At 31.7% G+C, this 26,972-nt stretch carries 17 protein-coding genes and 1 riboswitch; of the genes, 12 read left to right on the top strand and 5 right to left on the bottom strand.

The genetic code is table 11. The features are described 5' to 3' along the window. Position 1: 1 nt before the first annotated feature. The 4 genes from HYG85_RS02095 (at position 2) to HYG85_RS02080 (ending at position 10,966) form a co-directional block, all read left to right on the top strand. On the top strand, positions 2-520 hold the full coding sequence (locus HYG85_RS02095) for a GNAT family N-acetyltransferase (protein WP_212692084.1): 519 nt from the start codon (positions 2-4) through the stop codon (positions 518-520). 162 nt (positions 521-682) lie between these two features. Next, positions 683-5,680: an Ig-like domain-containing alpha-2-macroglobulin family protein gene (locus HYG85_RS02090; protein WP_212692083.1), complete on the top strand. Its 4,998-nt coding sequence runs from the start codon at positions 683-685 to the stop codon at positions 5,678-5,680. A 135-nt stretch (positions 5,681-5,815) separates the two neighbouring features. Continuing rightward, the gene (locus tag HYG85_RS02085) at positions 5,816-6,604 is read left to right on the top strand and encodes a methyl-accepting chemotaxis protein (protein ID WP_113676012.1); all 789 of its coding nucleotides are present in this window, start codon (positions 5,816-5,818) and stop codon (positions 6,602-6,604) included. Positions 6,605-6,709: 105 nt separating this feature from the next. Next, positions 6,710-10,966 carry an acyl-CoA dehydratase activase-related protein gene (locus HYG85_RS02080; RefSeq protein WP_334300184.1) on the top strand — a complete coding sequence of 1,419 codons (4,257 nt, stop codon included), beginning with the start codon at positions 6,710-6,712 and terminating at the stop codon, positions 10,964-10,966. A gap of 89 nt (positions 10,967-11,055) precedes the next feature. Here HYG85_RS02080 and HYG85_RS02075 read toward each other — a convergent pair whose 3' ends face one another. Then, complete coding sequence (locus tag HYG85_RS02075; RefSeq protein WP_212692081.1) at positions 11,056-12,573, bottom strand: Na+/H+ antiporter NhaC family protein; 1,518 nt, start codon at positions 12,571-12,573, stop codon at positions 11,056-11,058. A gap of 109 nt (positions 12,574-12,682) precedes the next feature. After that, a riboswitch (Lysine riboswitch) is annotated at positions 12,683-12,859 on the bottom strand. A 65-nt stretch (positions 12,860-12,924) separates the two neighbouring features. Further along, the gene (gene mnmH, locus HYG85_RS02070) at positions 12,925-13,989 is read right to left on the bottom strand and encodes a tRNA 2-selenouridine(34) synthase MnmH (protein ID WP_212692080.1); all 1,065 of its coding nucleotides are present in this window, start codon (positions 13,987-13,989) and stop codon (positions 12,925-12,927) included. A gap of 209 nt (positions 13,990-14,198) precedes the next feature. Here mnmH and HYG85_RS02065 point away from each other — a divergent pair, with 209 nt between their 5' ends. From HYG85_RS02065 to HYG85_RS02040, 6 genes are all read left to right on the top strand, one after another. Continuing rightward, on the top strand, positions 14,199-15,374 hold the full coding sequence (locus HYG85_RS02065) for an NAD(P)-dependent malic enzyme (RefSeq protein WP_212692079.1): 1,176 nt from the start codon (positions 14,199-14,201) through the stop codon (positions 15,372-15,374). Between the two features lie 489 nt (positions 15,375-15,863). After that, entirely contained in the window at positions 15,864-16,169 is a 306-nt protein-coding gene (locus HYG85_RS02060; protein ID WP_212692078.1) for an ArsR/SmtB family transcription factor, read from the top strand. Positions 16,170-16,171: 2 nt separating this feature from the next. Continuing rightward, positions 16,172-17,140 (top strand): permease, encoded by a 969-nt coding sequence (locus HYG85_RS02055; protein ID WP_212692077.1) that lies wholly within the window; start codon positions 16,172-16,174, stop codon positions 17,138-17,140. A gap of 38 nt (positions 17,141-17,178) precedes the next feature. After that, positions 17,179-17,412 (top strand): thioredoxin family protein, encoded by a 234-nt coding sequence (locus HYG85_RS02050; protein ID WP_113676019.1) that lies wholly within the window; start codon positions 17,179-17,181, stop codon positions 17,410-17,412. Between the two features lie 499 nt (positions 17,413-17,911). Next, complete coding sequence (locus HYG85_RS02045) at positions 17,912-19,531, top strand: BCCT family transporter (RefSeq protein ID WP_212692076.1); 1,620 nt, start codon at positions 17,912-17,914, stop codon at positions 19,529-19,531. Positions 19,532-19,682: 151 nt separating this feature from the next. After that, a complete protein-coding gene (locus HYG85_RS02040) occupies positions 19,683-20,861 on the top strand; it encodes a GNAT family N-acetyltransferase (protein ID WP_212692075.1) in 1,179 nt (392 codons plus the stop codon). A 136-nt stretch (positions 20,862-20,997) separates the two neighbouring features. Here HYG85_RS02040 and HYG85_RS02035 read toward each other — a convergent pair whose 3' ends face one another. The 3 genes from HYG85_RS02035 to HYG85_RS02025 form a co-directional block, all read right to left on the bottom strand. Beyond that, positions 20,998-23,265: an FAD-dependent oxidoreductase gene (locus HYG85_RS02035; RefSeq protein WP_212692074.1), complete on the bottom strand. Its 2,268-nt coding sequence runs from the start codon at positions 23,263-23,265 to the stop codon at positions 20,998-21,000. Between the two features lie 88 nt (positions 23,266-23,353). Then, positions 23,354-23,506 (bottom strand): hypothetical protein, encoded by a 153-nt coding sequence (locus tag HYG85_RS02030; RefSeq protein ID WP_212692073.1) that lies wholly within the window; start codon positions 23,504-23,506, stop codon positions 23,354-23,356. A 259-nt stretch (positions 23,507-23,765) separates the two neighbouring features. Then, positions 23,766-24,725: a CAP domain-containing protein gene (locus tag HYG85_RS02025; RefSeq protein WP_212692072.1), complete on the bottom strand. Its 960-nt coding sequence runs from the start codon at positions 24,723-24,725 to the stop codon at positions 23,766-23,768. A gap of 354 nt (positions 24,726-25,079) precedes the next feature. Between HYG85_RS02025 and HYG85_RS02020 the strand changes: the two genes are divergently transcribed. Together HYG85_RS02020 and HYG85_RS02015 are read left to right on the top strand one after the other, a co-directional pair. Continuing rightward, complete coding sequence (locus HYG85_RS02020) at positions 25,080-25,754, top strand: FadR/GntR family transcriptional regulator (RefSeq protein WP_212692071.1); 675 nt, start codon at positions 25,080-25,082, stop codon at positions 25,752-25,754. Between the two features lie 133 nt (positions 25,755-25,887). Further along, positions 25,888-26,859, top strand: a complete 972-nt coding sequence (locus tag HYG85_RS02015; RefSeq protein ID WP_330619205.1) for a sugar kinase — start codon at positions 25,888-25,890, stop codon at positions 26,857-26,859. Positions 26,860-26,972: the final 113 nt, after the last annotated feature.

Raw genomic sequence — 26,972 nt, 5'->3', positions numbered from 1 at the left:
CATGAAAATAACATTTGAAGAAATTGACAAAAAACAAATAGAACCATTTGAATATATTGCAAAATGGAGCAACGATCCAGAAATAAAATATTTTATTGGAGCCAATTTAACTGAAGGTGAAATGCCGGATCGTGAACCAAAAGAATTATTAAAAAATGCTGGTGGTAATGATAAACACATTTATTTGATAAAAGATGGTACAAAACCTATAGGAGATCTATCTATAATGATTGATCCACCACATGTTAAGAAAAAAGAGAAGAATACAGGCTGGATCAGTATCTGTATAGGTGAAAAAGAGTATAGAGGTAAAGGAGTAGCTCTTAAGGCTATGGATTTCTTAGAAGAGGAATGTAGAAAATTAGGAATGAAACGTATCGAGTTAGGTGTTTTTGAATACAATAAACGAGCTAGGGCTTTCTATGAAAAAATAGGTTACGAAGAATTTGCTAGAGTCAAGAATTTTGTTTATTATGAAGGTAAGTGGAGAGAAGACATAAGGATGGAAAAATACTTATAAATAACATATCTATTAACTGATTCAATAGTTTATTAAATTTTTATCAAAATATGGAACTTTTTCAAAATGTTTACGTCTAAGATATATAAGTTAAAAATAAATGACATTATTGCCATTTACTAAACTTGATTAATTATGATAGTTAAGAAAGGGGAATGAGTAATGAAGAAAAAAGTAGTAAGTTTAGTATTGATGGCTGTACTTTTTATAACTTTATTTAATGGTAGTTCCATATATAAAGGAATGGATGTAAACGCAGAGGAATTTAGAAATGGATTTGCACTTATACCACAGAAGTTTGATAGTACAGGAATCAATACAAAAACAACATTCTTATTAAAAGCAGATGATAACAAGTCTTTGACGCTTGATGAAATTAAACAAGGTTTAAAAATTGATGGAGATATAGAATTCAGTGTAAAAAAATCTGAAGAGGGTTTCATAATAACTCTTGCTAAGGAGTTAGAAAAAAATAGTTTATATACAATTAGCTTCAAAGATATAACATGGACATTCCAAACAATGTCTGACTTTTCATTACTAGGTGTATTACCACGTAATGAATCTGTTAATGTTCCAACTAATACAGGAATAGAGTTTTACTTTAGTCATGAGAATGCTGACGTAAAAGATTTTTTTGAAATCAGTCCAAAAGTAAATGGTAAATTCGAGACTCATGGAAATGTTGTGGTTTTTGCTCCAAAAGGTGGTTTGGATCCTAAAACACTTTATACTGTAACGCTAAAAAAGGGATTGAAACTTAATGAATCAGAACAAGTATTAAAAGAGGATTATGTTTTCAGTTTTGAAACAGCTCCTAAGAAGAATGATGAATACAAAGAGCCAGATGGTTATTTTAATTTCAAGAATATAATAAATGAATTTTCAACTTCAGAAAAACCAATAATTCCAATGGATTATTATGTTTATAATGAAAAATTAGCAAAAACTCCAATATCAGTAGATGTTTACTCTTATAAATCAATGGATGATTTTGCTGCTGCTATTAGCAAATATAATAAAATACCTAGATGGTCTTATTTTGGTCATGAAGATGAAAAGATTGAGACAAAAGGTCTTTCAAAAGTCATGGATTTTGAGCAGCCTATAGATATTGAAGACTATAATCAAAAATTCATTAATCTACCTGATAAATTACCAAATGGATATTATATAATAGATTGCAGCTGGGAAGATATTAATTTCCAAACATTCGTACAAGTAACAGATCTTAGTTTTTATTATATGAGTTCTGGTGAAAGAGATATGATCTTGTACAGAGCCGCAAATACAACAGGAAACTCCAATAATCCTTCTACAGATAGTAAGAATATCATATGGTTGAATGATTTGAAAACAGGTAAACCAGTTAAAAATGGTGTTGTAACATTATATGAAGGAAAAGAGACTTATAAAAGCAATGAAAAAGGTATTGTAGAAATTAATAGAAAAAATAATGATAAAACAGAAAATACCATATACAAAATAGAAGCAGGTAACAAAAGTGCAGTGTTAGTAGATTTTGCTATGTATGGTGGAGATTCTGCTAGTAAATATTATTGGAAATACTTCCAAACAGATAGAGGCATGTATAAGCCAGACGATACAGTTGAATTCTGGGGATTTCTACAGAATAGATATGAAGACGAGAAGATAAAAGATATCACTGTAGAAATATCACAAGGAGGATGGTTCTACTGGGATTACTTACCATTCTCTGATGAGATGCCATACGAAAAAACAACTATAGAAACTGATAACGGTTTTTATAATGGCAAAATCAAATTACCTAATCTAGAAGAAGGTAGCTATCAGATATCTGTTAAACATAAAGATCAGGTTATATCAACAAGTTATATTGATGTTAAGAATTATGTAAAACCAGCATATAAGATTGAGCTTTCAAAAGACAAAGAAGCCATATTCCTTAATGAAGTAGTGAATTTTGATATCAATACATTATTTTTTGAAGGAACACCCGTTTCTAATCTTGATGTAAACTATAATATCAATGGTTTTGAACATAAAAATGGAACAATGACTTCTGACAAAAAAGGGAATGTCAGAGTTTCTTACACTCCAAAATATGTAGACGGAACTCAAGGTATCAAAAATATCAGAATAAATGCATATGCACAGCTTCCTGAATCTGGTGAAATCTACGGAAGTGAAGATGTAAGAGTATTCATAAATGATATCAATGTAGATATTGATAGCCATATAGAAGGAAAAGAAGGTACTCTAGCTGTTCAAGTAAATAAATACGATTTGACTAGACTGAATAATGATACTGCCAAAGATTATAATGATTACTTAGGTGAAGCTAAAGAAGGTCAAAAGATAACAGGAACAGTATATAAAAATGAGTGGAAGAGAAAAGAGATAGGCGAGTATTATGACTTCATCAATAAAGTTGTAAGAAAACAATATGAATATTATAAAGAAACAACTAAAGTAAAAGATGTCGTGTTAGTAACAGATAAAGATGGAAAAGCAGAGATTAAGGTAGACTTACCGGATGTAAGGGATTGCTATTATACTGCAGAACTTAACACAGTTGATTCTCATGGTAGAAAAATGAAATTCAGCCAATACTTTGGAAATTATAGGATGCCGAATCCTCCTAATTCAAGAGAAAGTATGGAAGACTATTATAAGCTAAAAGCTGATAAAGACTCTTATGACGTTGACGAAGAAATGAATATCAAGTTTGTCAATAATGATAAGTTATTAGAAAAAGGCAGTTTTCTATATGTAACAGCTCAACATGGAATTAAGGATTATGAAGTCAATAATACTCCAGAGTATAATAAGATATTTGATGAAAGTTCTATACCAAATGTAGAGATTAGGGGAATATACTTTAATGGAAAAACTTACGTGGAAGCAGAAAGTTTTTCTCCAAGATTAGATTTTGAAAAGAACAGGATTATATTTACTGCTGAGACAGATAAAGAGAACTATAAACCTGGAGATTTGTGTAAAGTCTCATTGAAAGCCATGGTATATTCAAAAGAAGAAAATAAAAATATACCTGTAAAAGATGTATATGTAAATGCTAGTCTAGTTGATGAAGCATTACTAAAATTAAGTGATAATGAAGTAGATACATTAGAAGAATTATACCAATGGGTTCAGGGAGGTATTGGCAGCACTTATGGTTCACATAACAACATGAGTAACAACTTGAATCATTTTGGATTAAGGGTTACTATGGATACAGATAAATGTTGTGATGAATCTATTAATGAATCTGCAATGATGATGAATACCAAATCTGATTCAGCTGATGTTTATGTAAGATCCGTATTTAAAGATACCGCATTGTTCAGGACAATTAAATTGGATGAAAACGGTGAGGGAACATTCACATTTAGATTACCTGATAATGTAACTTCATGGCGTATGACATTTGCAGGTATTTCAAAAACATTGAAGGCTGGGTCTAATAAAGAAGAACTTATAGTATCATTACCATATTTCATCAACACAAGTCTTAACAGGACATATTTAGTAGGGGATAAACCATATATAGGGGTTAGTGTATATGGAAAAGAATTAAAAGAAGGAGAAAATGTTAAGTATCAAGTAACAGCAGAAGGAACGGATTATGAAGTAACAGCTACAGGAAAAGCTTTTGAAAGAGTCAACATCCCTCTATGGGAAATGAAAGAAGAGGGAACTTATGATATAGTAGTAAAAGCGATTTCTGAATCAGGCTATACTGATGGTATCAAACAGACAATAAATGTAGTAAAGACATACCATGAGATGAAAGTAGCAGATTACTATGATTTAGTTAAGGGCATGAAAATCAAGACTAATGATAGAGGTACTACTAATTTAACAATGGTTGATAAAGGAAGAGGTAAATTCATACCTGAACTATATTCGCTAATGTACAGCAATGGTAAGAGGATAGATCAAAAATATTTGTCTTACAAGGCAAGTAAAATGCTTACTGATACATTTGATATGAAAGATATTTTAAAAGATGAGGTTAAATTATCTGATTATCAAGTGAATGATGGAGGCTTTGCAATACTTCCATATGCTGAAAGTGATATAGAAACAACTGTCAAGTTATTACCTATAATAAAAGATGATATAAATAAAGAAAAACTTAAAAAGTATCTATACAATGAATTAGGTAACGATAAAAGCAGAAACAAGGCAGTAGCCCTTTATGGATTAGCAGTTTTAGGAGAGCCAGTATTATTAGATATTCAAAAGTTAGAGAAAATATCTAACCTGAATCTAAAAGATTATTTATATCTAGCACTTGCATATAGTGAACTTGGTGACAGCTATAAAGCAACTAACATATATGATAACAAGATAGCTGAGTATGAAGAAGAGTATAAAACAGTAAAAAGAATAAAATATGGAAAATCAGAAGATAAATACTTGGAGTATACAGCTCTTATGATGATGTTGGCTTCTAAGTTAGATATGGATGACAAAGATTTATATTATGAATATGTAACTACAACTTATTCAAAAGAAATACTAGCGAATAGTGAAAAATTAACTTATATAATAGGTGAGATAGACAAAGTAAGTACCAAAGAACCAAAAATAACCTATACTTATCAAGGAAAAACTTATGAAAAAGTTATTAAAGATGGCTGGCCTGTAACAATTGATGTACCTTCTGTGAATCTTGATCAATTCAAGGTTAATAGTGTAGAGGGAGATGTGGCATTAATAGCAGTTTATAATAAAGCGTTAATCAATAATAGTAAACAAGATGATAACATAACAATTAAGAGAGAATATTATAATTATGCTACAGGCAAGAAGACTAATACATTCAATCAATCTGATATCGTTAAAGTAGTCATAGATGTGGATATTGACAAAGATGCTATTGATAAGTATTATACTGTTACTGATTTTGCGCCATCAGGTCTTGTACCTATTGAATATTCAGGGAATTTCGGTCTTCGTCATGATGGATGGTACTATTATAAAGATGTTGAAGGTCAAAAAGTAACAATGCATATTAGTAAGAATCATGAATATGATGAGGAATTATACTACTATGCTAGAGTCATTACACCAGGAACTTATAAAGCTGATGGAACTATCGTTTCTGGTAATAAGGTAAAAGAAAGTATCAAGATTTCAGATACTGATGAGATAGTAATAACTAAGTAGGTTATACTCTAAAGCAGCCACCGGAAGGTGGTTGTTTTTATGTATTGACGAATGGTATATATTGTTGTATTGTTATAGTTGCAAATAACGATTAATAGTAGATTGTTATTAATTTCTTGGAAGGGAAGGGAACAAATGAAAGTAGCAATTATTGGTGCAGGAAATGGTGGTACTAAATTACTTAAGTTATTTAAGGAAATGGACAATGTAATTATTGGACTAGTAGTTGATAAGAATTATAATGCACCAGGAATAACATTAGCGAAAGAATATGGCATTAGATATACTGATGATATGAGCAATATTGACAATGGTATTGATGTTATAATAGAAGCAACAGGAGTAAAAAAGATTGCTGATGAGGTAAAAGACAAATTCCCGCAAAAACAGATTGTTGATTCACAGATGGCAGAATTGATGATGAGAATAGTTGATAAACAAGTATCTATAAGCGACCAGCTTAACAACCAGTTAGATATAATTAATAATACAACAGAAGTCTTGAAAAAAGAAATGGACAAAGTTTCTACCACAACAAAACTTCTTAATGATGTAAGTCATAACCTGATTCACTCTTCAAATGAATCAAAGCAGTACATAACACAAACAGATGAAATAATTAATTCAGTTAATCATATAACTCAGCAAATCAAGATATTAGGACTGAATGCCAATATAGAAGCTGCAAGAGCAGGCGAACATGGCAGAGGTTTCTCAGTAGTAGCTAATGAAGTACAGAAGCTATCAGATAACACTAAAATGTTTGCTGATGAGATTTCAGGATTACTGAAGTCTTTATCTATTGAAAATGAAAATATCAATAATCAGATTGAAAAATTAGGAAGTCTAACAGAAGAACAAGATGACATGGCATCCAATGTCAATGGTGTAATACAAAAATTAGCTTCAAAAGTAGCTAGATAGATTAAATTTAACTCTCCTATTATAAGTTCCTGCAAAAAAGGGAATTATCTATATGATGGTGAAACCAATGAGTGGTTAACCAAAATGTAGAAATAGGAGAGATTTATTTTGGAAAAAAATTTACATGTTGGTTTTGATATAGGTTCTACAACAATTAAGATTGTAGTACTTAATCAACATAGAGAAATAATATTCAGTAAATATAAAAGGCACTATTCTGATATAAAAGAAAGTGTCAGAGAGCTGATTAAAGAAGTATATGATAAATACTGTGACAAAAATATAACAATAAATGTCAGCGGCAGTGCTGGACTTGGGATATCGGAAAAACTAGATATACCTTTCATTCAAGAAGTAATATCTTGCAGTCTAGCTATAGAAAATCTTGCACCTAAAACAGATGTAGCTATCGAACTTGGTGGAGAAGATGCTAAGATAATCTATTTCACTAATGGTGTTGAACAAAGGATGAATGGTACTTGTGCTGGAGGTACAGGTGCATTCATAGATCAAATGGCTTCCTTATTGAAAATTGACCCAATGGGACTTAATGAACTTGCAAAGGACTACAATAATATATATCCTATTGCAGCAAGATGTGGTGTATTTGCAAAAAGCGATATACAGCCATTACTTAATGAAGGGGCAGCAAAAGAGGATATAGCTGTATCCATCTTTCAAAGTATTGTTACACAAACAATCAGCAATCTGGCATGTGGAAGACCTATAAAAGGTAATGTGGCTTTTCTAGGAGGTCCGCTTTATTTTTTGTCTGAACTAAGGAAAAGATTTATAGAAACCCTGAGGCTGAAGGAAGATCAAGTCATATTTCCTCTAGATTCCCATTATTTTATTGCTATAGGGGCTGCAATCAACTCAATAAAAGATAACTCTATAACAACAAAAGAATTATATGATAGACTAGGAGAATTAGATAAAAGCACAGATTATCAGGTCAAAAGATTAAGAGCATTATTCAGGAATACTGATGAATTAGATAAATTCAAAACAAGACATACAAGAGACAGTGTACCAAGAAAAGATCTATCTGATTACAGAGGAAAATGCTATCTAGGAATAGATGCTGGGTCAACGACTACAAAAATAATTCTAATGGGAGATAATAATGAAATACTTTATAGCTATTATAACAGTAATGAGGGACGACCATTAAAGATTGTAATAGATGTTCTAAATGATATTTATAGTAAACTTCCTGATGGTGCTATGATTGTTAAAACAGCTGTCACAGGCTACGGAGAAGGTTTAATAAAAAGTGCGTTAAAAATAGATATAGGAGAAATTGAGACAGTTGCACATTACAAGGCAGCAGAACGTTTCTTGCCAGGAGTGGAATTCATATTAGATATTGGCGGACAAGATATGAAGTGCTTGAAGGTGAAAAATGGTGTAATAGAGAATATTATGCTTAATGAAGCATGTAGTTCAGGTTGCGGTTCTTTCCTTGAAACATTCGCCAAATCTCTCAATCTAACAATAGAAGAATTCAGCCAAAAAGCTCTTTTTGCAGAAGAACCTGTTGACCTAGGTTCAAGATGTACGGTTTTCATGAATTCCAGAGTAAAACAAGCTCAAAAAGAAGGAGCTACAATAGGTGATATATCAGCAGGATTATCCTATTCATTGATTAATAATGCTTTACAAAAAGTTATCAAGATAAAGAATCCAGAAGAAATGGGAGAGAAGATAATAGTCCAAGGCGGTACTTTTTACAATGATGCTGTTCTTAGGAGTTTTGAATTAATATCAGGAAGACAGGTAGTAAGACCAGAAATAGCTGGAATGATGGGAGCGTATGGATGTGCATTAATTGCAAAAGAGAGATATATGAACGGGGAAGTAACAAGTCTACTTACAAAAGATAAGCTGAATAGTTTTAACAGGAAGATACATCATCGTAGATGCGGTTTATGTGCTAATAATTGCTTGCTGACAATAAATGAATTTGAAGATGGCAGAAGTTTTGTAAGTGGAAATCGTTGTGAAAGAGGAAGTGGTGCCAGTAACATTGAAGAAAACCTACCAAATCTATATCAATACAAATTACAACGATTATTCAGTTATAAGCCTCTAAGTAAGGACAAAGCAAAAGCGGTAATAGGGATTCCTAGAGTCATGAATATATACCAAAATTATCCACTTTGGTTTACATTCCTTACAGAATTAGGTTTCAGAGTGCTTATTTCTCCTAGGAGTAATAAGAAAATCTATGAAAAAGGAATGGAAACAATACCATCTGAATCAGCTTGTTATCCAGCAAAGATTACCCATGGACATATTATGAGTCTAGTAGAAAAACAAGTGGATATGATATTCTATCCATGTATATTCTATGAGAAAAAAGAATTTGCATCAAGTGATAATCATCTTAACTGTGCACTTGTAATCTCTTATCCAGAGGTTATAAAAAACAATATGAAAATACTTGAAGAGAAAAATATCAAATTCCTAGATCCATTTTTGACTCTGGATAATAAGAATGCACTAGCTAAAGTACTCCATGAGACTTTTAAAGATTATGATATAGATAAGAAACAAGTAGATAGAGCACTAAAAATAGCTTGGGATGAAAATGAAGCCTTCAAAGAGGATATTAGGAAAAAGGGAGAAGAGACCTTAGAATATCTAAAAGAAACAGGTAAAAAAGGAATAGTTCTATGTGGAAGACCATATCATATAGACCCTGAAATAAATCATGGGATACCAGAATTAATCAATAATCTAGGTATGGCAGTACTAACAGAAGATTCAGTTGCTCATCTAGGTAAAATAAATAATCCATTAAGAGTGGTTGACCAATGGACATACCACTCAAGGACCTATAGAGCTGCCAGTTTTGTAACAACTACAGATTATCTCGAAATAGTTCAGTTAAACTCATTTGGTTGTGGATTAGATGCCATAGCAACAGATATGGTAGCCGAGATATTAGAAAATAATAATAAGCTCTATACATTGATAAAAATAGATGAAGTCAATAATCTAGGAGCAGCAAGAATAAGACTAAGATCATTGAAAGCGGCAATGGATGAAAGACAGAAAAATAGAATTACTCCTATGCATGTTAAGGATTTTTATAAAAAGAGGATCTTTACACAAGAAATGAAAAAAACTCATACTATTCTTGCTCCACAGTTATCTCCTATACATTTTGAATTACTTGAGGAAGCTATAAACAGTTGCGGTTACAAACTTAAAATACTTCCACATGTCAATGAAAAAGTATTGAAAGAGGGGCTTAAATACGTTAACAATGATACATGTTATCCTTCTATCTTAATAGTGGGGCAGATATTATGTGCATTAAAGTATGGTAACTATGATAGAAACAATACATCAGTAATAATATCTCAGACTGGCGGAGTATGCAGAGCTACTAATTATATAGCCATCATCAGAAAAGCATTACAAGACGCTGGATATTCTGATATTCCCGTATTATCATTGAATGCAGTGGGATATGAAAAAAATCCAGGATTCAAATTGAACTTGGCTATGATAAATAAGATGATAATGTCAATATTGTACGGAGACCTGTTCATGCAGTTAATCTACAGGACAAGACCTTATGAAAAGATAAAAGGTTCAACAAAAAGTTTGCATGACAAATGGAAAAAGATATGTATAGATAATATAACTAATGATAGTAAGCTTAGACCAGATATCATAAGAGGTATAGTAAATGATTTTGACAAAATACCTCTGTATGATGTTAGAAAACCAAAAGTAGGCTTGACAGGAGAAATATTTGTGAAATTCAATCCATTCTCCAATAATCAAATAGTAAAAATGATTGAAAAAGAGGGTGGAGAAGCAGTTGTGCCTGATTTGATAGACTTCTTCCTATATAGTGTATATAATGCCAAGTTTAAAAGCAGGTATCTGGGTAAAAGTAAAGTAAAAGCTTTGGCATGTGATATTGCTATTAAATATGTGGAAGCATTTAGAAGACATCAAAGAGAAGCGCTTAAAAATAGTAATAGATTCCAGAATTCAAGAACTATCGGACAACTAGCTAGAGGAGCACAAAATATTCTTTCTCTAGGGAATCATGCTGGTGAAGGTTGGTTCTTGACAGCTGAGATGGTTGAATTACTAGATAGTGGTGTTAAAAATATCATATGTATGCAGCCTTTTGCTTGTCTGCCTAACCATGTAACAGGAAAAGGAATGCTAAGAGCTCTAAAAGAAAAATATCCAGAGGCTAATCTATTAACAGTAGATTATGATCCTGGAGCCAGTGAAGTTAATCAACTTAATCGAATAAAATTAATGTTTGCAGTAGCATTCAAAGATTTGGAGAATACTGAGCAATTAGTAGAGAAGAAAAAAATACTATAGAATAAAAAAGGGGCTGTGGGATAATATACCAAAATGTATTATCCCACAGCTATTTATTTATTGATTAAATATATTAAATTCATATTGTTCTATTGGTTAACCTCTGTTGGTTTCTTTAGCTTATTAGTAATAAAAATGAAAATAGCAAATTCTACTATTATTACACCATAACATAATAATAGATTTTTAGTAAATCCATATATTATAAAGGCTACAAAGGATATAAGACCAGCTATTAACGCATACGGTAATTGGGACGTAAAGTGAGCATCAAGTTTTGCTTGAGCTCCTGTAGCAGAAAGTACGGTGGTATCACTTATTGGTGAGCAGTGATCTCCAAGGATAGCACCACTTAATACAGCAGCCATAGCTGGTAACATCATTGAAGGATCAGTTGCAGCTAATATCTTACCAACAATTGGTAATAATAAACCAAAAGTTCCCCAGCTGGTTCCAGTCATAAAAGCGATGAAACTTCCAATTATGAACATAATAGGTATCAATAGGCTAGGGTTCATTTGAGAAGTTTCAATCCAATCAGCCAAATATTGACCAGTGTTAAGTTTATCTATAACCTCAACTAGTGTCCAAGCAGCAATTAAGATTATTGATGCAGGAAGCATAGAACGGATACCTGACTTAGTAGCACGGAAAAGATGCTTTCCTGAAACTTCACCAGTGGTTATAGCAAATATAGTTGCTATGATTGTAGTGATTACAGAACCACGGAAGAGTGGAAGAGTAATATCTACAGATAACATTTGACTAATGTCCCATTTGGCGTCATATAACATACCACCTAAGATTAGGATAATAAGTGATAGGATAGTGATTATTAAAGCCCACTTAGAACCTTTGTTAGTAACCGCCTGTACATGAGAGATATCTTCAGCTGATTTTGAACAGCTGATATCATTTCCTTCTTCGGCTTTTCGCTCATAAGTTTTCATTTTACCAATGTTAATATTGAATTTTATAACTACAAAGACCATTATAAGAGCTACAATAGCGTAAAATTGCATAGGAATCATTCGCCAGTATGCGCCAGTTCCTGTAGTTGCAGTATAGCCAACTTTTTTGAAAACACCTGTTAATGTACCGATTATGTAAGCTCCCCATGTAGAGATTGGTAATAAGATAACTACTGGAGCACTTGTTGAATCAATGATATATGAGAGTTTGGCACGACTGATACTATAACGGTCTGTGATAGGTTTTGAGATTTCACCTATAACTAGAGCATTGAAGTAATCATCAATAAAGATGACAATTCCTAGAATCCATGCAACAATTTGTGCTGCTTTCTTATTCTTGATCTTTGAAACTGCAAAATCAGCAAATGCCTTAGTGGAATTGGTAATCGTTAAAAGAGTTGTGATGATTCCTAGTAACAATAAAAAACCTACTATTGGCATGTGCCAAGAAAAATCTGTTATTATTTCCCAAACTGTTGTACCTATGTAAGATATTGTGTCCAACACATTGAAACCATGTGCAATCAATGAACCTATGATGATTCCAACAGATAGTGACATGATAACTTTTTTTGTTATGATAACTAATACAATCATTATGATTGCTGGTACTAAACTTAATAAAAGTTCCATAATTTCCTCCTATTATTTCATTTTCTTAAAACTTCTAATGACTAAATTTGGATGTGTTTTATAGCATTAAAAAAGACAATAGGTACACTATTGTCTGAAAGTATCTTATTCAAATAATAGCGCCTTCACTACGGTAGGTAGTGAGAGTGATAAGTCTATTAAACTTAACTCCAACATTATTTATTGGCGGAAAATAATGCTTCGGCAGATCATCCTTTCATCATACTTTATTCGCTTGCCAAGCTAGGTTATGATTACTAATAATCTCTGCGCCTCTATTATGCTTATTCAATTGTCAGTATTGAATTATACAGGAGGACAATGTATAATGTCAAGTTGAATTTATTATTATTAACCTTTTCTAGGTATTTTACTTTCTTTGTTAAATATTTCAATGAGTTCTCTTACAGCTACGTCCATGTCACTAGAGTCTACTTCATAATCAAAAGTACCATAATATTTTTTCCATTTCTTATACATAGGGTCATAATAATTATCAAGCAGTAAACCTACAAAATCATGAAGATTACCATTTTCAATATATTCATTCATCAAGTTGTAATCATGATTGGACATATATGATTTTATTGTAGTGAGTGAATTTTTTATAAAAGACAGGTTTTCTTCAAAAGTACCATTAGTTTCCATGTAATCATCTAACAATCTCTGTATTCTAATTTCCTTGTCAAGATTGACAAGTACGTGGATACCTGTTTTGATATGATTGATAGCATATGCAGGAACGACTCTTCTACCTATTTTTGAGCTTTCCGCTTCAACGAAAACAAGTGAGTCATCAAGGGATATGGTTTTATCATAGACATAAGATTCAAATGCTTTTTGTGGAGGCTGTTCACCTAGACCTACACCACCAAATACTGAACCACGATGATTGGCTAATCCTTCAAGGTCAAGTACAGGCATACCAGCTTTTTCTAGAGCTTTTAACAACAAAGTCTTACTACAACCAGTATAGCCATGTAAAACAATATATGGAGATGGAAGGGTTAATCTTCTTTCAAAGTCTTTTAATATATAGGTTCTGTATGCCTTATAACCACCTTCTAGTTGATAAGCTGGGAGATGCATCAAAGATATGACTGTAGCGATAGATTTACTTCTAAGTCCACCTCTCCAACAGAATATAACAATTTTACTATACCCTTTGGCTGCTTTTTTAATCTTAGCATAGATTTCTGGCAGCTTATGGGAAGCTATTTCAAAACCTTCTTCTTTTGCAGTTATTTTATTAACATTTTTATAAGTATGTCCAAGATAGGCTCTTTCTTCATTATTGAAGATAGGTACATTGACAGCTCCCGGTATTGTTCCTTCCTCAAATTCCTTAGTAGTTCTGACATCTATGAAAATAACTCTATCCATATGTAGACATTTATCAATAGATATGGTTTCCATTATAATTTCCTCTTTTCGAAGTATTTCTAGTTAAATTGATACATATTATTATTTAACGTTGCTTAGTAAGCAGGGTTATACTATAATGATGGTATCAAAATCAATTTGTTTTATTGTTAATCTATAATTACTTTTATACTATAGTATACAGTATTAGTAATATATAATTCAATAACTATTTTAAAAATTAAACTTACAGGAGGCATATAATGGATATTTACGAAAAATCACTTAAGATGCATGAAGATAATAAGGGAAAAATTGAAATGGTTTCAAAAGTAAAAGTATCTAACAAAGATGAATTGAGCCTTGCATATTCACCAGGGGTTGCAGAGCCTTGTAGAAAAATAGCTGAAGATGAAAAGAATATATACAAATATACTTCAAAAGGTAATATGGTTGCCGTTATCACAGATGGTTCAGCAGTACTTGGATTAGGAAATATTGGGCCAAAGGCTGCATTACCTGTTATGGAAGGTAAATCCATACTTTTTAAAAAATTCGGTAACGTTGATTCATTCCCATTATGTCTAGATACACAAGATACTGAAGAAATCATTAATATATGTAAGAATTTGACTCCTTCACTTGGAGGTATTAACCTAGAAGATATATCTGCTCCAAGATGTGTTGAAATTGAGAGAAGATTAAAAGAAGAATTGGATATCCCAGTATTTCATGATGACCAACACGGTACTGCAATCATTGTGACCGCTGCATTACTTAATGCTTGTAAATTGACAGGTAAGAATCCAAAAGAGTTAAAAGTTGTTGTAAGCGGAGCAGGCGCTGCTGGCAGCTCTATCGTTCGTATGATTCATAATTATGGAGTAGGAGACATAATATCTGTTGATATAGATGGAATAATTAATTCCAAACGTGAAAACTTGGATTTCCTACAAAAAGAAATTCTTGAAATAACTAATAAGGAAGATATCGAGGGCGATTTATCAGTAGCTATGAAAAACGCCGATGCATTCATTGGTGTTTCAGCTGGTAATATAGTATCTCAGGAAATGATTAAATCCATGAATGATAATCCTTTCGTATTTGCAATGGCTAATCCTGTACCAGAGATAATGCCAGAAGAAGCAAAAAAAGCAGGAGCAAGAATAATAGGTACTGGCAGAAGTGATTATCCTAACCAAATTAATAATGTTTTAGCCTTCCCAGGCATCTTTAGAGGAGCATTAGATGTAGGAGCTAAAAAAATAAATGAAGAGATGAAATTAGCAGCAGCTTATGCCATTGCATCCGTAATCGACGAAAAAGAACTCCGTGAAGACTATATCGTTCCATCCCCCTTCGATGAACGTGTAGTACAAGCCGTAGCAGAAGCGGTTGCACAAAAAGCCGTTGAAACTGGTGTAGTAAGGGAAAAATAAATTATTGATAATTTTATGTTTCTTCATAATGTGAAATAATATAAAAAAGTGAGTTGCGTGTAATTCGTGATTCACTTTTTTGCAATTAGACTAGAAAAATTTTAGTTATAGTTAATTTTTTTGTTTATATATTTCTACTATATTAAAAGCATGAAATAGCCCTAACTATTCTAATTTAGAAGTGAAATAGTTTTGTGATTATATTGACGCTTACTTCGTAGCAAAATAGTATATGTATATGTGGAGTAGTGAGGCAGGACGCCGAACCCAGCTTTTTGCTCAGGACGAGCAAGTAGCTGGCGTAACATATACATATACTATTTTGCAAAAACCAAGTCAGAACAAAACAGTTTTACTGACTTACTTGCACAAATAATATTATCATAATGAAATATACTCAAATTCTATATTGACAAAACAAATCAATAAACATATAATATTAGTAAATAACTATATAAGAATATTATTATATACTTAAGGAGGTAACTAATGAAAATTGATACAATGGAAGTTAATGTATTAAAAGCATTGGCACATCCAGTAAGGCTTGAAATAGTAAAAAAGCTGTTTGATGGCGAAAGATGTGTATGTGAACTATGTGATGATAATGAGTATTCACAAGCTAATATGTCACAACATCTAAAACTTCTGAAAGATGCAGATATAGTTACTACCAGAAAAGATGGTAACAAGGTTATATATAATATCAAGCACGATGAAGTTAAAGATATTATTACGTTAGTGAATAAATTAGTAAGGACAGAAATTAATAAATTACTTGATAGTGAGGTATAGATATGTTTAATTGGTTAGATTATTTAGCACAAGCTTTTGTTACCAAAGTAATAGGATTATCTATGGAAAGCAAATGGGGAAGCAGTATACATTTTTTCATATATGATACAATCAAGATTATCATTTTATTAAGTATCATGATATTTCTCATTTCATATATACGTAGTTATTTTCCACCAGAAAAGACAAAAAGGATTCTTGCAAAATTCAATGGTATAAAAGGTAATATAATGGCATCACTATTAGGTATTGTTACACCTTTTTGCTCTTGTTCATCTGTACCTATTTTTATAGGATTTGTTGAAGCAGGAGTACCATTGGGACTTACATTTTCATTCCTTATCACATCACCAATAGTTAATGAAGCTGCATTTATTATATTGCTTGGTTTATTTGGATGGAAGTTGGCTGTTGTTTATGTAATTACAGGAGTTATTGTTGGAGTTCTAGGTGGACTTATTATTGGAAAAATGAAGATGGAAAAACAAGTTGAAGAATATGTCTATAATACAAAAGTAGCTGATATTGATCCAAAAGAATTGACTATAAATGAAAGGGTGTCTTTTGCTACACAAAATATAAAAGATATAGTCAAAAGGATTTGGCTATTCTTAATAATTGGTATTGGAATTGGAGCAGCAATACATGGATGGGTTCCAGAAGACTTTCTTGCAAGTTATGCAGGCGAAAATAATCCATTTGCAGTACTTATCGCTGTTGTGTGTGGAATTCCACTTTATTCAAACGCAATGGGTACAATACCTATCGCTCAGGCACTGATAGGCAAGGGAGTTGGTATAGGAACAGCACTTTCATTTATGATGGCTGTAACAGCTCTATCTGCACCTGAATTGGTTCTACTTAGAAAAGTCATAAAACCCAGATTGATAGTTTGGTTTGTCATTGTAACTGGAATAGGTATATTAATGACAGGCTATCTATTTAACTTTATTGGGCATTTATTGATGTAATATAAATAATTTTATTAATTAAAATGGAGGTAATACAAATGGTTATTAAAATTTTAGGAGGCGGTTGTAAAAACTGTCAAAATCTATACAAGAATACTATGGAAGCATTAGAAATAGTAGGTATAGAAGCTGAGGTATTGAAGGTTGAAGATATCAATGAAATTATGTCTTATGGTGTAATGAAGACACCGGCATTAGTTGTTGATGAGGAAGTAAAGATTATGGGACGTGTAGCTAAATCTAAAGAATTGGCAAAATTATTTAAATCTTAGTAAAATTGATTTTTTGTGCATGGATTATAATAAAAATAATGCATTAAAAATGTCATAAATACAAGTAGATAATAACCTAAAAAGTAGAAAACTTGATAAAACCTAGAAAATAGTGTATAATATAAACAAATGCAAAAATAGAAGTAAAAAATATTAGTATTTGGTATGCAAGGTATATAATGTTTTAGAGCAGTATATATTCAAACATGTCAAAAAAATGGTTTAATTTTATTGGACATATTTCTACCGTTTTTTTAAAGAAAGAAAGTATTTTTGAAAATATTAGATTTGAACTGGGGTTTGTTTTGGGTCTATTTATTAGGCAAGAAACTATGCTACTGTTTCTAGTGGCATAATGTGAATATATATATTATATGAAACATAAGCACTCTAACTCTTATCCTTTTAAGAGTTAGGTGCTTTTTTTAATACTGCGCTATTCTTAAAAGCGTATGTGTGACTATGTCACTTTATATAAAGAATAGAAATGGAGGATTATATGGAAAAAAAAGATTTAAGTAAACAACTATATTCTAGAAACTTCAAAAAATGGGGATTTGATATGAACTTGTTCGTATCAATAGTATCAGCAATATTGGTATTAGGATTCATTATATTTACCATTGCTAAGCCAACATTATCTGCAGAGACTTTCAGTGGTATAAATGATAGTCTGAATAAAAATTTCAATTGGTTATATGTATTGACTATTAACCTTTCATTCATATTTTTATTGGTCGTTGGAATTTCAAAACTTGGAAGAATTAGATTAGGCGGATTTAATGCAAAGCCAGAGTATAGCAATTTTTCATGGTATGCCATGTTATTTAGCGCAGGTATAGGTATTGGTATATTCTTCTATGGTGTGGCAGAACCTATCTATCATTTGGATATTCCACAAGAACTTCAATCAGGATCAACATATGATAATTTTAAGATGATGTTTATGCACTGGGGAGCACATGCATGGGCACTCTATGGATTAGTAGCCGTAGGTCTAGGTTACTTCGCTTATAATAAGAAACTTCCTTTTTCATTTAGAAGTTTATTTTATCCATTAATAAAAGATAAGATTTTTGGTATCTGGGGAGACATAATCGATACTTTTGCAGTATTGGCAGTATTATTCGGTCTAGCAACCTCCTTAGGATTAGGTGCAAACCAAATTAATTCAGGGATGAATTATGTTTTTGGTATACCTATTAATTCAACTGTACAAATCATTTTAATTGTTGTAATAACATTTATTGCCACATTATCTGTAGTTAGTGGTATATCAAAAGGGATTAAGTTATTAAGTCAAGCTAATACAATAATAAGTGGTGTTTTATTAGTAGCTATACTATTAATAGGACCAACAGTTTATATATTATCAACATATATGTCAAGCATAGGTTTATATATAAAAGAATTCTTCCATGTTGGATTTTTTACAGCAACTACACCAGATGGTGTTGCATGGCAAGGTTCTTGGACCGTATTTTATTGGGCTTGGTGGATTTCATGGACACCATTCGTAGGAACTTTCATAGCACGTATTTCCAAGGGAAGAACTATAAGAGAAATAGCTATAGGAACTGTTGCATTACCAACAATCATTATTACAATTGCAATGACTATTCTTGGAGCTTCAGGAGTCTATACAAATACTCTATATGATGGAGTAATCAAAAAAGCGATTGACAGCAACATTGCAACAGCTATGTTTGAGATGTTCAAATATCTTATAGAATCACCAGCACTTCAGATGGTATTTTCTTTTGTAGCTATTATAGCTATTGTTTTATTCTTTGTTACAAGTAGTGATTCAGGTTCATTGGTTGTTGATAATTTGACTAGTGGAGGTAAGCAGGATTCACCTAAAACACAAAGAGTATTTTGGGCATTGATGGAAGGTCTTATTGCATTATCAGTTCTATTACTAGGTGGAGAGGATGCTCTTAAGACTATACAATCAGCAGTAGTAATTACAGGATTGCCATTTGCCATACTTTTAATAATAATGATGTATTCTCTTTCAAAAGAACTTAAGAAGAGTTACAAGAAACATGAATATAATACAATCCTTAAACTTAAGAGAAGAATGGACAAACTAGATGATGATGTTGATTATAAATAATTTTTAGAAGTTATTAGGATAAAATTATTACCTTTTTGACTGATGGTAATTTATTATTAGAATGTACTTAAAAAAAATAAATATTATAATTGAAATAGAATTAAAACAATGTTATATTAAATACTATAACATATTTTGGGAGGGTTGAATTATGGATTTATATAACATTGTTGATAATCAGCAATTAGATAAATTTGCTGAATTGCAAAGCTATTGTTTTGGGGTAGATAAGGAATTAGTGAAATTTGAATTAGACAATATGTTTGGAAAAGATGATTCAATCATATTAGGTGCATTTGAGGATGATTTGTTGCAGGGTGCATTGGTCATTAATGATTTTGAAATCTATTGGCAGGGTTTGGAAGTTAAAATGGGTGGTATAGGCGGTGTAGCTACTTTCCCAGAAGCTAGACAGAATCATGCTGTTGAGAAGTTATTGATAGAATCCCTTAAGATGATGAATGATAATAATCAAGTATTTTCAATGCTTGCTCCTTTTGCATACTCTTTCTATAGAAAGTATGGTTGGGAGTATGGAAGCAGGAATAAGAAGTTAAAAATAAGCATCAACGATTTATCACATTTTCAGAGTGGTGACTTTAGTGTAAAACCTATTAACAAAGATCATATACAATCAATAAAGAAAGTCTACGAACATTTTTATTGCAATTATAATGGTGCTACCAAAAGGACTGATTTAAGATGGGAACTGATTTTTGCTAGAAACGCTAAGAATGATATCCATAGTTATGGTGTTTTTGATAATGAAGATAAATTGAGAGGCTATATCTTCTATAAGATAAATAGTGATGGAATGATTGTACAAGAAATAGTATATGATTCATTAGAAGTAAGAAAACAAATAATGAGATTCATCTTTGTACATAGAGCTCAGTTTGATAAAGTAACTTTGAAAGTTCCTCATGATAATAACTTAGATATATTATTAAAGAATCCAAGACAACATATGGAAGTATCATCGGGTATGATGGTTCGTATAATTAACGCTAAAAAAATACTTGAAATGTATCCATATAAGAATATCAATGATCTGAAATTCAGTATATCCATTGAAGATAAATATGCAGCTTGGAACAACAATACATTCCAAATAAATATTGATGATAACAATGTTGAAGTTAAAGAAAATGAAGATATTGAACCTGATATCAGCTGCTCAATTCAGGTATTATCACAAATAGTATTTGGTTTCTTAAGTTGGGAAGAGGCGATGGAATTGGATTTGATTACTTGTAAAGATCAAATAATGATAGGTAAGTTAAATAATTCTATGCCTAAGAGATGTTCTTATGTAACTGATCCATTCTAATGAAATAATTGACAAATATAATATATTATGGATTCATCAGATAATATGATTCATGATTATATATTAATGAAAAGGGGTTGTGGGATAATACATAATTAACGTGTAATGTATTATATCACAACCCCTTATATGATACTTATAGATTCCTTGCTAATAGATATCCTGATTTTGTAGCTTCAAATACTTTACCTTGTTTGAAGGAATCTCCTATATTATATATTTCAGGAGCAATATTTGCTTTAATCAGGTCATAATATAAATTATCAATAGGTCTGCCACCTATAGCCATTACAACTAAATCAGCTTCTATTTTTATTTCTTTTTCTTCTGATATAATTTCTTTGGCAAGTGGATTAACTACGTTTTCAGGTAGTAATGGTGCCCAGGTGATATATGGGTCAGGTACAGTCTTAGATATATTCTTGGTAACTATGATACCATCTTCTTCAATACTTTTTAACTGGGTACAATTATGTAATTTCACGTTGTTTTCTTCAAGATAATGTATCATATAACCTCTGTTAGCAGTACAAACATGATTCATGAAGTAAGGTTCCATTTCTATGACGTCAACTGTTTTATCCATTTCACTCTTCAACATATAAGCTGTTTCACATCCTACAACACCACCGCCGATTACTACAATGTTTTTACAATCTTTGGCTAGGTCCTTATTAAGAAGCAGCTCTGTTGCTAATATAACATTATCTCTATCATAACCTGGCAGCTTAGGAATAATCTGTTTTACACCTATAGCTGTAACTATTACATCGAAGTTTTCTGTTTTTAGATTTTCTATAGTAGCTGTAGTATTAGGTTTATATATCAATTCATATTTGGAGCTGGTTTTATTTATTAAATTGCTTAAGTAATTATTATAATTTTGAATGTCAAATTTTATTTTTGGTACTCCACCAGATATGAGTAGTCCACCAGCTTTATCATTTTTATCAATCAATGTTACTTCATGACCTCTTTTTGCAGCAGTGACAGCACAAGTAACACCAGCAGGTCCAGCACCTATAACAGCTATTTTTTTCTTATTGGAGGTAATAGGGAATTCTTTTTCATATATATTTTCAAAACCAGTTCTAGGATTGATAGCACATTGTGGATGACCACCCTCCACAAATTCATTTATGCAGCCCTCTTGACATCCTATGCAAGGTATAATCTCATCTATTTTGTTGGCATATACTTTATTAGGCCAGTATGGGTCAGAGAGAAGAGGTCTTCCTAACATAATCATATCACAAGAGTTGTCACGTAGAGCTTGTTCTGCTAAATCAGGATAACCTAACTTGCCAACACCAACAATAGGAACTTCAATTCCTGTATTTGATAGAATGCTATTTTTATCAAAGTATTCTTTGACTATCTTGGATACTTCTAAGAAACATCCAGGAGGCATTGGTCCTGGTGGGTGAGGTAACCACCAGTTATCGTAACATCCAAGGTCAACATCAAATATATCTACTCCAGCTTTCACTAGATTCTTCATATAATCAAGAGTCATCTTAACAGTTCTTTCATTTTTGAATTTTTTGAGTGATTTAACTGTTGACATTTTTTCTCCATATGTTTCATTAAGTACTAATGATAAATCGATTCTATACATTATTGGATAATTTTTACCGCATCTATTTCTGATTTCTTTTACTAATTCTATACCGAATCTCTGCCAATCAGAGTATTTACCTAATTTTCTTCTATTGAAGGCAGGGTTGGTCAGTTGTTCTAATAGATATCCCTCGTGTCCATGTAAATAAACTCCGTCAATAAGTGCCGCTTTTGAATCAGCCGCTGCTTGACCAGATTTTTTAATTATTTTTTTTAGTTTTCTATCAGATAGCCTTAATGATGGTACACCTGGCATATAGTAATTAGGATTGAATGAAGCAGATACAGGGAACTTGTGCATATTTACTACACATTGTGGATTCCCGACTCTTCCAAGACCAGGACTTATCTGAAGGAATATCTTAGCGCCAAACGAGTGACAATTCTCTGCAATATCCCTCCAAGGTGCGAAAGTTGTTCTGGATCTGTCTATTCTAGGAAAGTAAGTCAGGTCGCCTTTTTCTATTATGGAATTATCAATACCATAACTTATTGGTATTAATCCTGTGGTGATTAAACCAACACCGCCCTTTGCTCTTTCTGTAAAATAACTGATCATCTTTTCACTGGGTCTACCAGATTCATCACACATAGATATGTTTCCCATAGGTGCCATTATCAACCTGTTCTTGATTTTGGTTTTATTAATTGTTATTGGTGAGAACAGGTTAGTGTAGGGATACAATGAAGAAGTCATTTTGCCTCGTTCTAGAAGTGTATCGTCATGGAACCAATTTCCATAACTACTAGTCAAATCCTTGATCCGTTCTTGATAAGATATCATATTTCTCCTCCTTAAGTTAGAATTTCAATTACTCATAAGTCATTATATAAAATATTTATTATGACAAAGTATTTGTATATGTATATTGTTAAATCCACCTTAATATGGCTGCCACCAAGTTTCTTTTTTCTACTTCAACGGCGTAGATATAGATTACAATAATTAAGATGGGTATGACATACCATTGAAAATTAGATGTAGTCCGTAAAATTTCTAACCCTTGTTTTGCAGAAACAGTCATACTATTACCTCCCTATTTTCTAATAACAAAAAAGTATATAATTTATCAGTAAATTATTTATAGTATGGTTTTAGTAGTTTTTGGGTAATAGATTAGGTAATTGAATATAGAAATGGGTCAAGCCATATGCTTATTATATCACAAATAATAATTTTAAAGCTAGTAAAGTATTCTTGGTGCTAAGAATTTTTACTAGCTTTGAGTAGGAAGGTACTTGGTAAATTTTATTATCAATTATTGGAAATTAATTAGCGTAAAGTTATTTTTTAATAAATAATTCAGTAAACATATATCCGTATTTGCTTCCTTTTTGAATTCCAACTCCAACATGTGTTAACTCAGGATTAAGAATATTCTTTCTATGTCCTGGTGAATTCATTAATGCTTCATGTGCTTCTTGAACTGAGTTATTACCTGCAATGTTCTCTGCTGCACTTAGGTATTGAATACCAAAGTTCTTTAACATATCAAAAGGATTACCATAAGTAGGTGAGTTATGACTGAAATAATTGTTATCAATCATATCCTTTGATTTTATCCTTGCGACCTCTGATAGTTGATTGTCAGCTGTTAGGGCTTTTAGTCCATTTTGTTTTCTGGATTCATTTATTAAGTTAATAAGTTGTTGCTCTTCATTAGAAATATTCTTATTGGTTGTTGTATTTTCATCTTCTGCATCATCATCAGCTACAGTATTATCATTATTACCTGTAGTATCTCCAGGTATTGGTTGACGGTTGTTGATTCCTGTACCAGTTTGTGGTGGCTTCATTTGATTTGCTGCTCCAGGTGTTTGTGTTCCAGGAGTCTTTCCAGGTGTTGTGCCTGGAGTAGTACCTGGGGTAGGTGTTTTACCAGGTGTTGGAGTTTGACCAGCGTTACCTTTGTTGATAGCATTATCAGGCAATACAGGTGTACATTGTTGTTGAGGTACAAAACCTATTTGGTTATTAGGTAGTTTAACACAATACCAATCATCGTTTACTTTATTGATTACATTAAGATTAGCATCTTTATTAACGGTTTGTAATACTTTTGAAGTAGCATCTACTCCCTGTGTTACATTACAATTATTAGCTGTTATCTTAACAGCTTTTACATCTCCTGTTTCATTAACTGATGATTCTACGCCTTTGACAGGTTCTTCATTAGTTGCACAAGAGGTAAGAATCACAGTTGTGAACAATGTTAAAACTAATAGTGATTTTATTTTTTTCATATTATCCTCCTTATCTAAAATAATCTTTTATGAATGATTATTTCTTAATGCTTATTATTCAGTTGTTAAAATAAAAAAATGCATGAGTATTTATTAAAAAAAATCTTATACCATTATTATTTGAAATGACAGATTTTTTATTAAAATAAAAACAAGAAAATAAGTATTATTTTACCTATTTATAATAAAATAGCCTATAATTTGTAAGGAATTCAATATAATTACTGGTTTTACATTAATTACAAAAATTTTTTATATCATATAAGAATAGGGTTTTATGAATTTTTCAAATACTATATTGCCTAACCTAATAAATTATGATAATCTATAAAAAAATGAGGTTGAGGTATTAGTATGTACGATAAAGGTATTCTTTCAGAAAAAGTAGCAAATATAATAAAAGAAATGATTATAAATAAGAAATTGAAACCAGGGGATAAACTAGCTAATGAAATAGAATTGACAAGTGAGTTAAATGTTAGTCGTTCAACGGTTAGAGAAGCAATAAAAATCCTAGTTTCAACTAATGTAGTTGAAGTACGCAGGGGTAAAGGGACTTTTGTTTCAAGCAAACCTGGATTATCCAAGGATCCGCTTGGGGTATGTTTTATGGATAAGAAAAATCTGTTAAAGGATTTATATGAATCAAGATTGATAATCGAGCCTGGAATATGCGCTCTTGCAGCTATAAGAGCAACTGAGGAAAATATAGTTCAATTAGAAGCCAGTTTCGCCGAAATAGAAAAAGAAATCCTTAGTAATAAAGACCATACAGAAACTGATATACAGTTTCACAATATTATAGCAAAAAGCAGTCAGAACCCAATAATCAATCGTATATTACCTATAATCAATGAGGGTATTTCAGAAGGGTATAGAGAAACCAAGGATATATCAGAGAGTGGAGATACAGTGTTGTATCATCATAGAAAAATCTTAGAAGCTATTAAAAAAGGGGATTCGGAATTAGCAAGAAAATGTATGACGGATCACTTAAGATATGGTATGGAACAGATAATCAACAAATAGTATAAATAATATGTGAATGTAAGCTATAATCAATACTTAATTAGGTGAAATAACTTGCATTAGTACAGGATTTTTAATATAATGTAATTAGAGACATCAGACATCGGACAATACAATTGAGGAGGCTATGAGAATGATAGATATGGTAGATAAAAAAATGGATGTAATTACTTTTGGTGAAAGTATGGTTTTATTTAATCCTGATGCAAAAGGACCTCTTAGATATATACATACTTTTTCTAAGGCACTAGCTGGTGCTGAATCCAATGTTGCTATTGCTTTAGCAAGGTTAGAACATAATGTGGGTTGGTTCTCCAAGTTAGGTGATGATGAGTTTGGCAGATATATTGAGTGTTTTATCAGGGGTGAAGGGGTAGATATATCTAGAGTTATTAAGGATGTTACAAAGAGTACAGGTCTTCTTTTCAAAGAAAGATTTGCTCATGTTAATCCTAATGTTTATTATTATAGAAAAAATTCAGCAGCTAGTTATTTATCTACTGATGATATAGATTATGAGTATATTAAAAGTGCTAAGATACTTCACGTAACGGGTATAACTCCTGCTTTATCAGAAAGTGCAAAAGAGACTGTTATCAAGGTTGTGGATTATGCAAAGGAAAATAATGTGATTGTGTCTTTTGATCCTAATATCAGATTGAAACTATGGTCGATTGAAGAAGCGAAACCGGTAATATTGGAATTGTGTAGAAAGGCAGATATATTATTTCCTGGGATTGATGAGGCTGAAATGCTTTTAGGAATAAGTGAACCAAAAGAAATTATTGAGGCTTTTCATGAAATGGGACCTAAGATGGTGGTTTTAAAATTAGGTAAAGAAGGGTGTAGAGTATCAGATAAGGAAGAAGAGTATTTTGTTAATGGATATACTGTAAAGACTATGGAAGATAGTGTTGGTGCGGGAGATGGGTTTGCTGCAGGTTTTCTAAGCGGATTGCTTAGAGATAAGTCGTTAAAGGAATGCGGAGAATATGCAAATGGAGTGGGGGCTATGGCTACTCTTGTTAAAGGTGATGTGGAAGGGTTGCCGACGTATGATCAGCTTCTTACTTTTATTGATAAGAAGGAATATGTTGATAGATAAATTAAGTATTATTGTATTGTAAGTAAGTCAGAAAAAATATTTTGTTCTGACGTGGTGTTTGCAAAATAGTATATGTATATGTTTCGCCAGCTACTTGCTCGTCCTGAGCTCAA

It is taken from the genome of Vallitalea guaymasensis (assembly GCF_018141425.1).
GTDB classification, from domain to species: Bacteria; Bacillota; Clostridia; order Lachnospirales; family Vallitaleaceae; genus Vallitalea; species Vallitalea guaymasensis.
Note: the sequence above shows the minus strand (reverse complement) of the source record. Positions and strands in the feature narration are given on the sequence as shown.